This window comes from Pseudomonas sp. FSL W5-0203 (assembly GCF_001896155.1).
GTDB classification, from domain to species: domain Bacteria; phylum Pseudomonadota; class Gammaproteobacteria; order Pseudomonadales; family Pseudomonadaceae; genus Aquipseudomonas; species Aquipseudomonas paracarnis.
In genome coordinates this window covers 269,919-282,930 of the sequence record NZ_MPOR01000003.1, presented here as the reverse complement: position 1 = coordinate 282,930, position 13,012 = coordinate 269,919, and the positions used below count along the sequence as shown (strand labels likewise).

The window sequence follows — 13,012 nt, the reverse complement described above, 5'->3', positions numbered from 1 at the left end:
GTTGGCGATTTTCGCGAGCAAGCTCGCTCCTACACAGGTGTTGCTTAGACTTGCGCTTGTTCAGGTTGCAGCTGAACGTGTTGCGCGGCTTCCAACAAATCACAGCCGTCCTGAACGAGCAGGTACAGCGCATTAATGATGTGGGAAATGTCTTTGAGGTCGGCGTGGTCGAAGGTCAGGCAGGAGAAGGTTTCCAATAAGTCGCTGGCAGCGCGGATACGCTGGTGGGCGGCCGATTGGATATCTTCAGCTTTGGCTGCGGTGTCTATGACAAGAGGGTGGGTATCGGTGAAGTTGGTGCGTAACTGACGATAGCGGTCCCTCGTTTCAGGTATTTGCATTTGAACGTACTCGGTTTGCTGTTAGGTAACCGACATCACCGTGGCCAAACGGTGGGTGGCGGACTGTGCGCGGGTTGGCCAGCCGGAAACAGCAATCCGACACGTCCGAAGACGTCCCACACACAGCCGCCATAGCAGTGCGTTACGAGACGATAGACGCTCGCAAGGCAAGTAATGGCACTTATGTGTGCTGTTTTCAGGTGACCAAACCCGGTCGCTGAATTGGCAGCGACGAGCCGAACCTTAAAAGTGAGTTTGTTCTCGAGCAATAAACAGATAGTTTAGTCGTTCGAAGTTCGATCAAGCACTCAGAGGCCTACCGATACACCGCTCAAAAATCGCTTCCAATCCCCGATAGTCACACGCCACCGCATCAATATTTGCCGGTATCCACGCCGCGTGTTTCACCAACCACCAATTCACCGAAAACCCCGCGTTTACGATGATCTGCTCAAACAGGATCCGCTGCGCCCGTCCATTTCCCTCGCGGAAGGGATGAATGACGTTCAGGTCGCCATAAGCTTCAGCGATTTGACGCACAAGGTCAGCCTGAGTCGCACCGACATACCAATTGGCGTCTTGCATATGCCGGACAATTTTTGCCGCTTCCGGTGGAATACGCTCCGGGGTGCAAAACAGCGTGTCGCCTTTCTGGATGTTGACGCTGCGCAGTTCGCCGGCCCAGTCATAAATGTCACCGAACAGGATGCGGTGAATGTGTTGCAGGCGATCAAGGTCGTAGGGCGGCGGAAAGAGTGGAAGGTTGGCTACGGCGATTTCGGATAATTCCCGCTCGGCCTGGTGCAGGCGTTCTTCATCGAGCAAATCGAGGCGGTTGCGCAGAGTACTGCTACCGGGGTAGCAGTATGGGTCCTGGCCCACCCCGTATTTGTCGAGCATCAGCGTGAGGTGTTGCGGTACTTGGCAAGGACGGCTTCGCGTGTCGGCAGGGGTTTTTCGACGTCGGTCGGTTGGGTATCGAACCCTTCCAGGCGCAGGCTGGCCAAGTAATTGGAACGCCGGATCTTGTGATAGTGATCCTGTTTTTGCTCAAACGTCAGTTCGCTCATCGCTGCGTCCTCTTGGAAAGCAAGGCTTGATTGTAGCGCAATGCGTAGCTCGGTAGGCGGGATAAAACGCCCGTCACAACTTGTATAAAAAATCTGCCAGCGAGCTCATTTCAGCGTATGTTTCACCGCAAAATCTTGCAGGGCGATTCCGCCCACTACTTAAAGGGAGTTAAGCATGGGTTTGCTTCGTGTCGCCTCGGCGATATCTTTGTGTGCGGTGGCGTTTTCTGCCCAGGCCGAGCAGTTGCCGATTGAAGTGCTCAGCGCGGTGGTCAAGGACCAGAAAATCGCCGATGCCGAAGTGCTGCTGCAACGTAATGGCGCGCAGAACGTGGTGGGCCGTACCAACGCGCAAGGCCAGGTAACGCTGACCAGTGAAGCGGCTGACGATGCCAGCAACCTGCTGATCATCAAGAAGCCTGGCTATTCCAACCTGGTGGTGAAGTGCCCGTGCAAAGGCATGACCTATGCCATCAGCCCGGTGATGGAAAATCTCGACGGCCTGCGTGTGGTGTTGACCTGGGGCAAGGCTCCGCGCGACCTCGACTCCCATATGATCTTCCCCGGCAATAACATCTTCTTCAACAATAAAAAGGGCACCGACGCCGAACTGGACGTGGATGACACCGATAGCTATGGCCCGGAGACCATCACCCTGCAGAAAAAGCATTACGGCGAAAGCTACGTCTATGCCGTGCACGACTATTCCAACAGCGGCTCTCCCGCTTCCAGCGAATTGTCCAACAGTGAGGCCAAGGTGTTCGTGTACATGGGGCAATCCCTGGTACGCACTTACTATGTGCCGCAGAACCGCACGGGCAACCTGTGGACCGTGTTCCGCATGACCGGCAGTGGCGACTTCCAGGACATCAACACCTTCACCGGCGTGAGAGTCGGCGCCGAAGATGTACTCAACGAGGTCAAGCCTTTGCTGGACGACAGCGTGGCCGTCACCGCCGTGACAGTGAGCTCGTCGGTACAGGCCGATGCGAAGAGGCTGAACCTCAAGGGCGAAGCGGCCTACCAGGCCGGTAACCTGGACCAGGCCATCGACTTCTTCCGTCAAGCCATCGAGCTCGATAACAGCTTCGGCAAGGCTTACGGCAACCTGGGCCTGGCGTATCAGAAAGCCGGCAATACCGCGGAGTCGATCTGGGCCAACCGCAAGGCTATCGCCCTGGCCACCGGTACCAATGCCGCGACTGTGCGTGCCGGTGCTTACTACAACATTGCACGCATCTATGAAGCGGCTGGGCAGTTCCCGGATGCATTGCGTCATTACCAATTGGCCAAGGAGCAAAAGGCCAACCCGGTGTATGACACTGCGATCGAGCGGGTGCAGAACCGCTGATTCAGCAGTAGCTCGGTTGTGAAATGTGGGGGAGGGCTTGCCAGCTCCCACATTTTTAATCTGCTGCTTCCTGTTACTTTCTCAGAAAACTCCCACTTCGGCCCTGAGCCATCCCTCCCCCTGTGTATCATCCTGTCTCTTTTTTCCATGCGACCTTTCTCGATTCGCTGAGAATCCCGGGCTATGTTTTTGAGCCAACTCAGCGGTCAATGGAGTGACAGCCTTATGCACGACACCCTCCAGCAGGTCTTTGGTTACCCACACTTTCGCTTGGGCCAGGAAGAGACGGTCAGCGCCGTGCTGGCTGGGCGATCTGCCGCCGCCATTTTCCCTACGGGCTCGGGCAAATCCTTGTGTTACCAGTTGTCGGCCGTGTTGCTGCCGCACCTGACGTTGGTGGTGTCGCCTTTGCTGGCGTTGATGCAGGACCAATTGGGTTTCCTGCAGCGCCATGGCATTTCGGCGGGCAGTATCGACTCGGCCCAGAGCCGTGATGAGGCCAATGATGTAATGGCCCGTGCGCGGTCGGGCGAGCTCAAGATTCTGATGATTTCCGTGGAGCGTTTGAAGAACGAGCGTTTCCGTAATTTCCTGAACAGCGTGCAGATCTCGTTGCTGGTGGTAGACGAGGCGCACTGTATCTCCGAATGGGGCCACAACTTCCGTCCGGATTATTTGAAGCTGCCGGACTACCAGCGCCAGTTCAACATCCCTCAGGCGCTGTTGCTGACGGCAACGGCCACGCCCAAGGTGATCGCTGACATGCAGGCCAAGTTCGCCATTGCTGCCGAAGATGTAGTGACCACGGGCTTCTATCGGCCCAACCTCAACCTGCTGGTGGAACCCGTCAGCGGCCATGACAAACGCCGCAGGCTGGTGGAGTGGATGAAAGCGCGGGCCAACCAGCCGAGTATCGTCTACGTCACCTTGCAGAAAACCGCCGAGCAGATTGCCGAGCATCTGAACCGCCACGGTATTCAGGCCGAGGCTTATCACGCGGGGCTGCCCCATGAAAAACGCGAAGGTATCCAGCAGCGTTTCATGGGCGGGCGTTCCAATTGCATTGTCGCAACTATCGCGTTTGGCATGGGCATCGACAAGAGTGACATCCGCAATGTCGTGCACTTCGACCTGCCCAAGTCCATCGAGAACTACAGCCAGGAAATCGGCCGCGCAGGGCGTGACGGGCAGCCGTCGGATTGCCTGGTGTTGGCCAACCGCGACAGCCTCAATGTGCTGGAAAACTTCGTGTACGGTGATACGCCGGAGCAGGACGGCATTTTTCGCGTATTGGAGGAGTTGCAGTCCGCGCGTAGTGAAGGGCAGTGGGAGTTCCTGCTCAGGTCGCTGTCGGACCACAGCAATATTCGCGAGCTGCCGCTCAAGACGCTCTTGGTGCAGTTGGAGCTCAAGGGCGTGATCGCGCCGCGCTATGCGTTTTATGCGGAATACCGTTTCAAATACCTGATCGAACCCGAAGCCTTGCTGGCGCGTTTTTCCGGCGAGCGGCAGCAGTTTGTCGCGGCGATCATCCAGGTGTGCAAGCGCGCTAAAACCTGGGCGACGGTCGATTTCGATGCGCTTTATCAACAGCACAATGCCGAGCGTAGCCGGGTGGTGAAGGCACTGGATTATTTTCAGGAGCAGGGCCTGATCGAGCTCGAAAGCAAGCAGATGACTGAGGTCTACAGTTTGCTCGACACCCATTTCGACCCGCACGCGTTAAGCGCCGAGTTATACACAGGCTTCAAGCAGCATGAGGTGACGGAGGTCGCGCGGATTCACGCCATGCTCGACCTGTTCGCCACCGACCACTGCCTGGGGCAGCGTCTGGCGCACTACTTTGGTGATGATAATGCACCCCAGCGTTGCGGGCATTGTTCGGTATGCCACGGCCAGGTCGCCCATCTGCCGGCGCCGCCGAGCCTGCCGCCGCTTGTGGATAAAAACTTCATGGGGCTGTGCGGTGATTTTATCCACAGGCATCATGAGCACACGGGGCACTTGCCGAATGCGGAGCGTTTGACGCGTTTCCTTGGCGGTATCAGCGTACCGTTGTTTACCAAGTTGAAGGCGCGGGGCATTCCCGGTTTTGCTGCGCTGGAAGACTACCCCTACGCCGAGGTGCGCGACTGGGCCCATGCTCAATTGGATCAACTTTGATGAGACTTGCCGATGCCTGACTCAACGCCTGTGCGCGACGACTACCGCCACTTCCAACCGATCACCACGCGTTGGCACGACAACGATGCCTACGGCCATGTGAATAACGTCACCTACTACAGCTTCTTCGACACAGCCGTTAATACCTACCTGATCGAACAGGGCGGGCTGGATATTCATGACGGTGAGGTGGTGGGGTTTGTGGTGAGTTCGGCCTGCGATTACTTCGCCTCGATTGCTTTTCCCGAGCGCATTGAAATCGGCCTGCGGGTAGGCAAGCTGGGCAATAGTTCGGTGCAGTATGAGCTGGCAGTATTCAAGGCGGGCGAGCAGGAGGCGTGTGCGGCGGGGCGCTTTGTCCATGTGTTTGTGGACCGAGCCTCGAACCAGCCAGTGCCGATTCCGGGAATGTTGCGCGAAGCGATGCAGCGCTTGGTGGTTTGACGCACCTACAAGCAATACAGACCAAATGTGGGAGCCGGGCTTGCCCGCGATGGCGCAGTATCAGGCAATACGTCCAAACCTGATTCACTGCTATCGCGGGCAAGCCCGGCTCCCACATCGGATGTGTTCGTCAGAGCGCGGGTTTATCAGTCGCGATAACGGTGCTTGTTCTTGCGATGCCCATAGGCATGGCCGCGACCTGGGTGGCCATCGCGGTAGTAGCGACGATCGTCACGGTCGCGATCGCGGTAATGGCGGTTGTCGCGATCACTTTCGTTACCCATGTAGTTGCCTAGCGCGCCGCCCGCGCCACCGCCGGCCGCGGAGCCGATCAGTGCGCCGGTGCTGCCGCCGACGCTGCGGCCCACGACGTTACCGCCGGCTGCGCCCAATGCGCCACCAATGGCGGCTTCGCCACGGCTGCGTTTGTCGGCGCCGACTGCACTACCGCCTGCGCCGCCGAGGGCCGCGCCGATGGTCGAACCGGTGTTGCCGCCCAGCTGCTGGCCGACAACGGAACCTAGAACCCCACCCAATGCGCCGCCTACACCGGCTTCGGTGGTGCCGCCTGCCATGGCTGCGCCACTGACCAGGCCAAGGGACAACAAGAGAATCGAGGAGAACTTCATTCAGGGAAACCTCAAGGGATGACGGCGCGATCCTGAGGTTGTATCGAGGCGCTGACAATCGAAATCCGACCGGCGGCAGAGGTTGTATACAATTTGCTAAGTTACTGTTTTGTACGGGGAACTTAAGTCGTTTTTACGGGTCTTTAGCTACTTCGGAACGGCCGCTTTTATGCAAAAGCGGCCTTTTTTTGTGCCTGCCGAATGTGTGGTGCTTGTGCTGGCCTCTTCGCGGGCAAGCCCGCTCCCACATCAGATCGGTCCACACAGTCTCAATGGTGAACCCATCCCAGTGTGGGAGCGGGCTTGCCCGCGAAAGCGTTAGTTCAAGCAACACATATCTCGGATCGAGTCAGGCCGAGCGCGCCATGATCAACCCACTGTCACTCGCCGCTTCCAAGCGAATCGCAACAAACTTGGACGTTGGCGTATGGCTACCGTCGCCAGTGCTTTCCAACGGCACCAACGGGTTCACTTCGGGGTAGTAAGCCGCCGCCTGCCCCGCCGGAATATCAAATGCCAGCAGCGTAAAACCCTTCACGCGGCGCTCACGACCGTCTTCCCACAGCGACACGATGTCTGCCTTCTGCCCCGGCTTGAAGCCCAGGCGGATGATGTCGGCTTCGTTGACGAACAGCACGTCACGTTGGCCTTTGACTCCGCGATAACGGTCGTCCAGGCCATAGATGGTGGTGTTGTACTGATCATGGGAGCGCATCGACTGCATGATCAGGTCCGGCACTCGGCCCGTGGCGTGGGTGCGTTCGTGGATCAGGTCTTTGGGCAAGATGTTCGGGCGGAAGTTGGCGCGACCTGATGGAGTGTTCCAGCGGCGTGCGCCGGCGGAGTTGCCCAGATAGAAGCCGCCTGGATGTTTGATTTTCTCGTTGAAGTCCTTGAAGCCTGGGATGGTGTCGGCGATCAGGTCGCGGATGCGCCCGTAGTCGGCCACCAGCCAGTTCCAATCCACGGGCTTGCTGCCCAGGGTGGCGGCAGCAATGCCCGCCAGGATCGCCGGCTCGGACTTCATCAGTTTCGACAGCGGTTGCAGTTGGCCGTTGGAGCCGTGGACCATGCTGAACGAGTCTTCCACCGTCACCGCTTGCGGGCCGTCGGCCTGGATGTCTATGTCGGTGCGGCCCAGGCACGGCAGGATCAACGCATCTTTACCGTGCATCAGGTGGCTGCGGTTGAGCTTGGTGCTGATCTGCACGGTCAGGTCGCAATTTCGCAGCGCTTCAAAGGTACGCGTGCTGTCTGGCGTGGCTTGGGCAAAGTTGCCGCCCAGGCCGATAAAGACTTTGGAGCGGCCTTCAAGCATGGCGTGAATCGCTTCCACCACGTTATGGCCATTGTCGCGCGGCACCTGGAACTGGAAACGACGCTCCAGCGCGTCCAGAAACGCCACCGGTGGGCGTTCGTTGATGCCCATGGTGCGGTCGCCCTGTACGTTACTGTGGCCACGCACCGGGCACAGCCCGGCACCTGGGCGGCCGATATTGCCGCGCAGCAGCATCAGGTTGGCGATTTCCTGGATAGTCGGCACCGAGTGGCGGTGCTGGGTAATCCCCATCGCCCAGCACATGATTACATTCTTGCCTTTGGCGTACATGCGTGCCGCTTGCTCGATCTCCACCAGGGTCAGGCCGGACTGCTCGACGATCTCCTCCCACGAGGTGTCGTCGATCTGACCCAGGTATTCCAGGACGTTGGCAGTGTGTTCGTTGAGGAAGTCGTGGTCGAACACCGCTTCCTTGCCTTCGGCCAGGGCTTGGCGTTCCCACAGCAGCAGGAACTTGGCCATGCCACGCAAGATAGCCATATCGCCACCCAGCGCCGGGCGGAAGTAGGCGGTGTTGGTCGGCTTGTCGCCGTTGGTGAGCATTTCCAGCGGATGTTGCGGGTGCTGGAAGCGCTCCAGGCCGCGCTCTTTCAGGGGGTTGATACACACCACCTGAGCGCCGCGTTTCACCGCTTCGCGTAGCGGCTCGAGCATGCGTGGGTGGTTGGTGCCGGGGTTCTGGCCCCAGACGAAAATGGCATCGGCATGTTCGAAGTCATCAAAGGTCACAGTGCCTTTGCCCACGCCGACACTCTGCGCCAGGGCTACGCCGCTGGCTTCGTGGCACATGTTCGAGCAGTCCGGGAAGTTGTTGGTGCCAAAGGCGCGTACGAACAACTGGTACAGGTAGGCGGCTTCGTTGCTGGCGCGGCCCGAGGTGTAGAACTCGGCCATGTTCGGGCTGGGCAGTGCGTTGAGGTGCTTGCCGACCAAGTCGAAGGCGGCTTCCCAACTGATGGGCGTGTAGCGATCGGTCTCGGCGTCATAGCGCATCGGCTCGGTCAGGCGGCCCTGGTATTCCAGCCAATAGTCGCTTTGCTCCAGCAACGCTGTGACGCTGTGCTTGGCGAAGAAGGCCGCATCGACGCGGCGCTTGGTGGCTTCCCAGTTGACCGCCTTGGCGCCGTTTTCGCAGAACTTGACCATGCCGCTTTCCGGCGAGTCGCCCCAGGCGCAGCCCGGGCAGTCGAAGCCGCCGTTCTGATTGGTCTTGAGCATCATGCGCAGGTTTTTCAGGGCGTTGTCACTGGTTAGCCAGGCTTGCGCCACACTGATCAGAGCGCCCCAGCCACCGGCTGGGCCTTTATAGGGCTTGTAGCGTGGGGTTGGGGTCTGGTCGGCTTGGTGGTGAAGGCTCATGGCTGGTGCTCCATCGCAGGGCTATAGACCCGTGGCGCGCTTTTTTGCGGCAGGTGGATGAGGTTGAGGTTGTGCCGGCGCGCCCATTGCAAGGCCAGGCCGGTAGGCGACGACAGGCTGACCAGGGTCTGGATGCCCGCGCGCAAGACTTTCTGAATCAATTCGAGGCTGCAGCGGCTGGTAACAATCGCGAGGCCGCCGTCGGTCGGAATCTTTTGGCGGATCAACGCGCCAATCAATTTATCCAGGGCGTTATGCCGGCCGATGTCTTCGCGACCCATCAGCAATTCCCCCTGGCTGTTCATAAAAACCGCCGCATGCACGGCGCCGCTGTGCTGGCCCAGGGGTTGGAATGCGCTGATACGCTGGCGCAGGCCGTCGAGCCACTGCGCCGGCGGCAAGGGCGCGCCGGGCAGTACCTGGAGGTCGGGCAATGCTTGCTCTACCGCTTCCACGCCACACAGGCCGCAGCCGCTGGTGCCCGCCAATTGGCGGCGTTGCTGCTTGAGGTTCCAGAACGCACGGCTGGAAACCTGTACCTGGGCGTACTGGGCTGCGCCTGACCCGCTGATTTTCAGGTCATAAATGTCGTTAACGTCGGTGATAATGCCGCTGCCGAGGCTGAAACCTACAATGAAGTCTTCCAGGTCCGTAGGCGTCACCAGCATCACCGCCTGGCTGATATCGTTGTAGGCAATCGCCAACGCCACTTCTTCGGCCAGCGCAGTGCTGGCGACTTCCGTGTGTTCAAGATTGCAATAGTGATAGCTCTGGCTAGCGACGGGCGCGGTCGATTCGAGAGCGGGCGCCGCGCAGTGAGGGCGCTTGGCGTTCATGGGGCAGTACCACCGGCGGATTGATCAGTGTTTAGACTAGGCGCGACAAAGGGTCACGTCTAATCGCCAGTATTGATCTATTGATAGAGGGCGTCGATCAAGGTTCACCGGCGTTTGCGTCGGGCTTATTCCAGGCAGGGGTGAGTTGGATACTTTTGAGTCTTTAGCCAGTCTGGAACCCAAGTCGGCAGGACTGGTCTAGTCTTGGGCATCTGGAAATTAAATCCCAAGGAGAGCGCACCATGAGTATTTTTAGCTTTATCAAAGAAGCCGGCGAAAAGATTGTTGACCTGTTGACGCCGGGTAATGCGAACGCGAGTGAGCAGTTGAAGGAGCATGTGAGCAAGGTGGGCCTGGGTAATCCAAACGTGCAGACCACGGTGGATGGCGACAAGGTCACGGTGACCGGTGAAGTGGCCACGCAGGAAGAGAAAGAGAAGATCCTGTTGGCGCTGGGTAACATTGCCGGCGTGGCAAGTGTGGATGACCAGATCACTGTTACTGGCCCTGCGGTTACCGCTGCTCGCTTCGTTGTAGTGAAAAAGGGCGATACCCTCAGCGCGATTTCCCTGGCGGTGTACGGTAATGCCAACCAGTACAACAAGATTTTCGAGGCTAACAAGCCGCTGCTGTCGCACCCGGACAAGATCTACCCCGGCCAGACACTGCGCATCCCTGAGTAATACGCAGGGCAAAATGTGGGAAGGGGCGTGCTCCCTCCCACACTTGATCAAAGTCCGGCAATGAGATCTCGATAATCCCCCACTGCTAAAAATTCTGCGGTGTCCTTTGGTCCTTTCTTGCTATCAGGCTCTTTCACTGCCAGCAAATGACCGACCCCGAAATCCCGGGCGCTGCGCAAGATCGGCAAAGTGTCATCTATAAAGAGGCTACGGGCCGGGTCAAAGTGGATATCCGCTTGCAAGGCTTGCCAGAATTGCGGGTTTTCCTTGGGAAAACCGTAGTCGTGAGAGCTGATCAAACGCTCGAAATACGGCGCCAATTCAATGCGTTCCAACTTCAATGACAGCGAATCACGATGAGCGTTGGTGATCATGATCACGCGCTTGCCGGCCTGTTTGATCGCCGCCAGGAACGTATCGGCATCCGGACGCAGGGCGATCAGGTGGGCGGTTTCCAGCTTGAGTTCGCGCACCGGGATCTTGAGCTCGGCGCTCCAGAAATCCAGGCAATACCATTGCAACTGTCCGGCGTTACGCTCAAACAGCGGTTGCAGCTCCATCTCCGCCATGGCCTGGCTCACACCGTGCAGTTCGGCGTAGCGCTGGGGCAGGTGCTCCATCCAGAAGTGGTTGTCGTAATGCAGGTCGAGCAGGGTGCCGTCCATGTCCAGCAGGACGGTATCGATGGCGTGCCAGGGCAAAGAGGGCATGGTGGGGTCTCACGTAAGTAAAGATATCCGACACAGACAATCGGAAAAGCCACGGTATAGTAACCCGATCACGCCAAGGAGCCGTTTATGCGCCAGAAACCCACTGTCCTCGCCCGCGAAATAGTCGCCAGTAGCCGTTTGTTCCGCGTGGAGGAAGTGCAATTGCGCTTTTCCAATGGCGTTGAGCGCACCTACGAGCGTCTTGTCGGGCGCGGTACGGGCTACGGCGCCGTGATGATTGTGGCGATGATCGATGAAGACCATGCAGTGCTGGTGGAAGAATACTGCGGCGGCACTGACGAGTATGAATTGTCGTTGCCCAAAGGCCTGATCGAGCCCGGCGAAGACGTGCTTGCAGCGGCAGACCGCGAACTCAAGGAAGAGGCCGGCTATGGCGCACGGCAGTTGGAGCACATCACCGAGCTGTCATTGTCGCCCGGCTATATGAGCCAGAAGATCCAGGTGGTGTTGGCTACCGATCTCTACGAAGAGCGCCTTGAAGGTGATGAGCCCGAACCGATGCGGGTAGACCGGGTTAATCTGCGTGAGCTGTCGGCGTTGGCGCAAAACGAGCAATTCAGCGAAGGTCGCGCCCTGGCGGCGCTGTATCTGGTGAGAGACCTGTTGACCCAGCGTGGAGCGTTCACCGCATGAGCGAACTGTTTTTAGGCCACCCGTTTATCGCACCGGTCATTGAACTGGCTCGGCAGGCGGGTGAAGCCATCCTGCCGTACTGGCGTGCCGAGGTAGCCGTGACGTCCAAGGCGGATGATTCTCCCGTGACGGCTGCTGACCTGGCTGCCCACCATCTGATTCTCGCAGGCCTCACCGCGCTGGACCCAAGCATCCCAGTGTTGTCTGAAGAAGACGCCGATATCGATCAGAGTGTGCGTGCCGGCTGGCAGCGCTGGTGGTTGGTGGACCCCCTGGATGGAACCAAGGAATTCATTTCTGGCAGTGAAGAATTCACCGTCAATATTGCATTGATCGAACAGGGCCGCGTGGTGTTCGGCGTGGTGTCGATACCGACCACTGGCCGTTGCTACTTCGGCGGCGCGGGCCTGGGGGCTTGGCGTTCGGACGTCAATGCCGCGCCCAAGCAGATTCAAGTGCGCCGGGCCAGGGCTGCGGGCGAAGCCTTTACCGTGGTGGCCAGCCGTCGTCATACCAGCCCTGAGCAGGAGCGTCTGTTAGATGGTTTGAGCGAGGGCTTGGGCGAGTTGAAACTGGCGAATATCGGCAGCTCGTTGAAGTTTTGTTTGCTGGCTGAGGGCAGTGCCGATTGTTATCCGCGCCTGGCGCCGACGTCGCAGTGGGATACCGCAGCGGCCCAGGGTGTATTGGAAGGGGCGGGGGGCGAAGTGCTGGAGTTGGATGGCAAGCCGTTCAGCTACCCGGCGCGGGAGTCGCTGCTGAACCCGTTCTTTCTGGCATTGCCAGCCAAGGCCGCCTGGCGTGATCGGCTGCTGACCCTGGCCAGATCTTAAGATCACTGCAGAGCAAAATGTGGGAGCGGGCTTGCCCGCGATGGCGGAGTGTCAGTCGTACAGGTATTGACTGATCCACCGCTATCGCAGGCAAGCCAGCTCCCACATTTGTTTTATGTAATGGCTGCTAGCGGTGCAGGACGTACTGGCCGGTAAAGACTACGGCACGCGCTGCACTGCCTTCATTCACAATCCACGTCTCCAGCGCCAACCGCGCCCGCCCATAGCGCTGATAGGTCGCCATAAAGCGCTTCCAAATCTTTTCATCCGGCGCCGCGCAAACGGCTGTCGCGTTCTGGGTCACCGGCAGCGGGTAGCTGATCTGCCCTTCCTGAATCACGATGTGCCCGTCTTCAATCCCGGCTTCACGCAGCTTCAGGTGCAGCCAACCCCAACCCGCCAGCACGGCGCCGCAGTAGAGGCTGCCGCCAAACATGGTGCTCTTGTGGTTGATATTGGCTTGCAGGGGCAGGTGCAGTTGCAGCTGGTCCTGTTGCCAGTCGAGCACCCTGAGGCCCATTTCCCGGGTGAGTGGGATGTCATGGTGAAGGATGGATTCCAGGTAACGGCTATCGCGGCTCATGGCGGCCTCTTCGTAGG

The 13,012-nt window shown here is 58.8% G+C and carries 14 protein-coding genes; 6 read left to right on the top strand and 8 right to left on the bottom strand.

Annotated features, from left to right (window positions below; translation table 11 throughout):
• Positions 1 to 44 precede the first annotated feature (44 nt).
• The 3 genes from BOP96_RS05055 to BOP96_RS29435 form a co-directional block, all read right to left on the bottom strand.
• A complete protein-coding gene (locus tag BOP96_RS05055; protein ID WP_032901792.1) occupies positions 45 to 341 on the bottom strand; it encodes a hypothetical protein in 297 nt (98 codons plus the stop codon).
• Positions 342 to 641: 300 nt separating this feature from the next.
• Positions 642 to 1,241, bottom strand: coding sequence for a putative adenosine monophosphate-protein transferase Fic (locus tag BOP96_RS05050; RefSeq protein ID WP_032901793.1), 600 nt, complete (start codon positions 1,239 to 1,241; stop codon positions 642 to 644).
• Positions 1,241 to 1,411: a YhfG family protein gene (locus BOP96_RS29435; RefSeq protein WP_120247828.1), complete on the bottom strand. Its 171-nt coding sequence runs from the start codon at positions 1,409 to 1,411 to the stop codon at positions 1,241 to 1,243. The genes BOP96_RS05050 and BOP96_RS29435 overlap by 1 nt, the downstream gene beginning before the upstream one ends.
• Before the next feature lie 175 nt (positions 1,412 to 1,586).
• Between BOP96_RS29435 and BOP96_RS05045 the strand changes: the two genes are divergently transcribed.
• The 3 genes from BOP96_RS05045 (at position 1,587) to BOP96_RS05035 (ending at position 5,369) form a co-directional block, all read left to right on the top strand.
• Complete coding sequence (locus BOP96_RS05045; RefSeq protein ID WP_073451984.1) at positions 1,587 to 2,762, top strand: tetratricopeptide repeat protein; 1,176 nt, start codon at positions 1,587 to 1,589, stop codon at positions 2,760 to 2,762.
• Between the two features lie 225 nt (positions 2,763 to 2,987).
• Entirely contained in the window at positions 2,988 to 4,925 is a 1,938-nt protein-coding gene (locus BOP96_RS05040) for a RecQ family ATP-dependent DNA helicase (protein WP_014716481.1), read from the top strand.
• A gap of 12 nt (positions 4,926 to 4,937) precedes the next feature.
• A complete protein-coding gene (locus tag BOP96_RS05035; protein WP_032894109.1) occupies positions 4,938 to 5,369 on the top strand; it encodes an acyl-CoA thioesterase in 432 nt (143 codons plus the stop codon).
• Positions 5,370 to 5,515: 146 nt separating this feature from the next.
• Here BOP96_RS05035 and BOP96_RS05030 read toward each other — a convergent pair whose 3' ends face one another.
• The 3 genes from BOP96_RS05030 to fdhD all read right to left on the bottom strand — a co-directional run bounded on the left by BOP96_RS05030 (position 5,516) and on the right by fdhD (position 9,532).
• Positions 5,516 to 5,998, bottom strand: a complete 483-nt coding sequence (locus BOP96_RS05030) for a glycine zipper domain-containing protein (protein ID WP_014716482.1) — start codon at positions 5,996 to 5,998, stop codon at positions 5,516 to 5,518.
• Positions 5,999 to 6,347: 349 nt separating this feature from the next.
• Complete coding sequence (locus BOP96_RS05025; RefSeq protein ID WP_020302413.1) at positions 6,348 to 8,696, bottom strand: FdhF/YdeP family oxidoreductase; 2,349 nt, start codon at positions 8,694 to 8,696, stop codon at positions 6,348 to 6,350.
• Positions 8,693 to 9,532, bottom strand: coding sequence for a formate dehydrogenase accessory sulfurtransferase FdhD (gene fdhD, locus BOP96_RS05020; protein ID WP_003187702.1), 840 nt, complete (start codon positions 9,530 to 9,532; stop codon positions 8,693 to 8,695). The genes BOP96_RS05025 and fdhD overlap by 4 nt, the downstream gene beginning before the upstream one ends.
• Before the next feature lie 242 nt (positions 9,533 to 9,774).
• Here fdhD and lysM point away from each other — a divergent pair, with 242 nt between their 5' ends.
• Positions 9,775 to 10,215 (top strand): peptidoglycan-binding protein LysM, encoded by a 441-nt coding sequence (lysM, locus tag BOP96_RS05015; RefSeq protein ID WP_003187704.1) that lies wholly within the window; start codon positions 9,775 to 9,777, stop codon positions 10,213 to 10,215.
• Between the two features lie 47 nt (positions 10,216 to 10,262).
• Here the strand turns inward: lysM and yrfG are convergent, their stop codons facing one another.
• A complete protein-coding gene (gene yrfG / locus BOP96_RS05010) occupies positions 10,263 to 10,925 on the bottom strand; it encodes a GMP/IMP nucleotidase (protein WP_014716484.1) in 663 nt (220 codons plus the stop codon).
• An 87-nt stretch (positions 10,926 to 11,012) separates the two neighbouring features.
• Between yrfG and nudE the strand changes: the two genes are divergently transcribed.
• The gene (nudE, locus tag BOP96_RS05005) at positions 11,013 to 11,579 is read left to right on the top strand and encodes an ADP compounds hydrolase NudE (protein ID WP_014716485.1); all 567 of its coding nucleotides are present in this window, start codon (positions 11,013 to 11,015) and stop codon (positions 11,577 to 11,579) included.
• Positions 11,576 to 12,412 (top strand): 3'(2'),5'-bisphosphate nucleotidase CysQ, encoded by an 837-nt coding sequence (cysQ, locus tag BOP96_RS05000; protein WP_073451982.1) that lies wholly within the window; start codon positions 11,576 to 11,578, stop codon positions 12,410 to 12,412. Before nudE ends, cysQ begins: the two co-directional genes overlap by 4 nt.
• A 127-nt stretch (positions 12,413 to 12,539) precedes the next feature.
• Here cysQ and BOP96_RS04995 read toward each other — a convergent pair whose 3' ends face one another.
• Positions 12,540 to 12,995 (bottom strand): thioesterase domain-containing protein, encoded by a 456-nt coding sequence (locus BOP96_RS04995; RefSeq protein WP_073452006.1) that lies wholly within the window; start codon positions 12,993 to 12,995, stop codon positions 12,540 to 12,542.
• Between the last annotated feature and the right edge of the window lie 17 nt (positions 12,996 to 13,012).

What these genes read in the sequence shown, in the direction of transcription:
- BOP96_RS05055 (WP_032901792.1), bottom strand. Translation starts at nt 341, where the DNA reads ATGCAAATACCTGAAACGAGGGACCGCTATCGTCAGTTACGCACCAAC.
- yrfG (WP_014716484.1), bottom strand. Translation starts at nt 10,925, where the DNA reads ATGCCCTCTTTGCCCTGGCACGCCATCGATACCGTCCTGCTGGACATG.
- BOP96_RS05025 (WP_020302413.1), bottom strand. Translation starts at nt 8,696, where the DNA reads ATGAGCCTTCACCACCAAGCCGACCAGACCCCAACCCCACGCTACAAG.
- BOP96_RS29435 (WP_120247828.1), bottom strand. Translation starts at nt 1,411, where the DNA reads ATGAGCGAACTGACGTTTGAGCAAAAACAGGATCACTATCACAAGATC.
- BOP96_RS05045 (WP_073451984.1), top strand. Translation starts at nt 1,587, where the DNA reads ATGGGTTTGCTTCGTGTCGCCTCGGCGATATCTTTGTGTGCGGTGGCG.
- BOP96_RS05050 (WP_032901793.1), bottom strand. Translation starts at nt 1,241, where the DNA reads ATGCTCGACAAATACGGGGTGGGCCAGGACCCATACTGCTACCCCGGT.
- BOP96_RS04995 (WP_073452006.1), bottom strand. Translation starts at nt 12,995, where the DNA reads ATGAGCCGCGATAGCCGTTACCTGGAATCCATCCTTCACCATGACATC.
- cysQ (WP_073451982.1), top strand. Translation starts at nt 11,576, where the DNA reads ATGAGCGAACTGTTTTTAGGCCACCCGTTTATCGCACCGGTCATTGAA.
- BOP96_RS05030 (WP_014716482.1), bottom strand. Translation starts at nt 5,998, where the DNA reads ATGAAGTTCTCCTCGATTCTCTTGTTGTCCCTTGGCCTGGTCAGTGGC.
- lysM (WP_003187704.1), top strand. Translation starts at nt 9,775, where the DNA reads ATGAGTATTTTTAGCTTTATCAAAGAAGCCGGCGAAAAGATTGTTGAC.
- fdhD (WP_003187702.1), bottom strand. Translation starts at nt 9,532, where the DNA reads ATGAACGCCAAGCGCCCTCACTGCGCGGCGCCCGCTCTCGAATCGACC.
- BOP96_RS05035 (WP_032894109.1), top strand. Translation starts at nt 4,938, where the DNA reads ATGCCTGACTCAACGCCTGTGCGCGACGACTACCGCCACTTCCAACCG.
- BOP96_RS05040 (WP_014716481.1), top strand. Translation starts at nt 2,988, where the DNA reads ATGCACGACACCCTCCAGCAGGTCTTTGGTTACCCACACTTTCGCTTG.
- nudE (WP_014716485.1), top strand. Translation starts at nt 11,013, where the DNA reads ATGCGCCAGAAACCCACTGTCCTCGCCCGCGAAATAGTCGCCAGTAGC.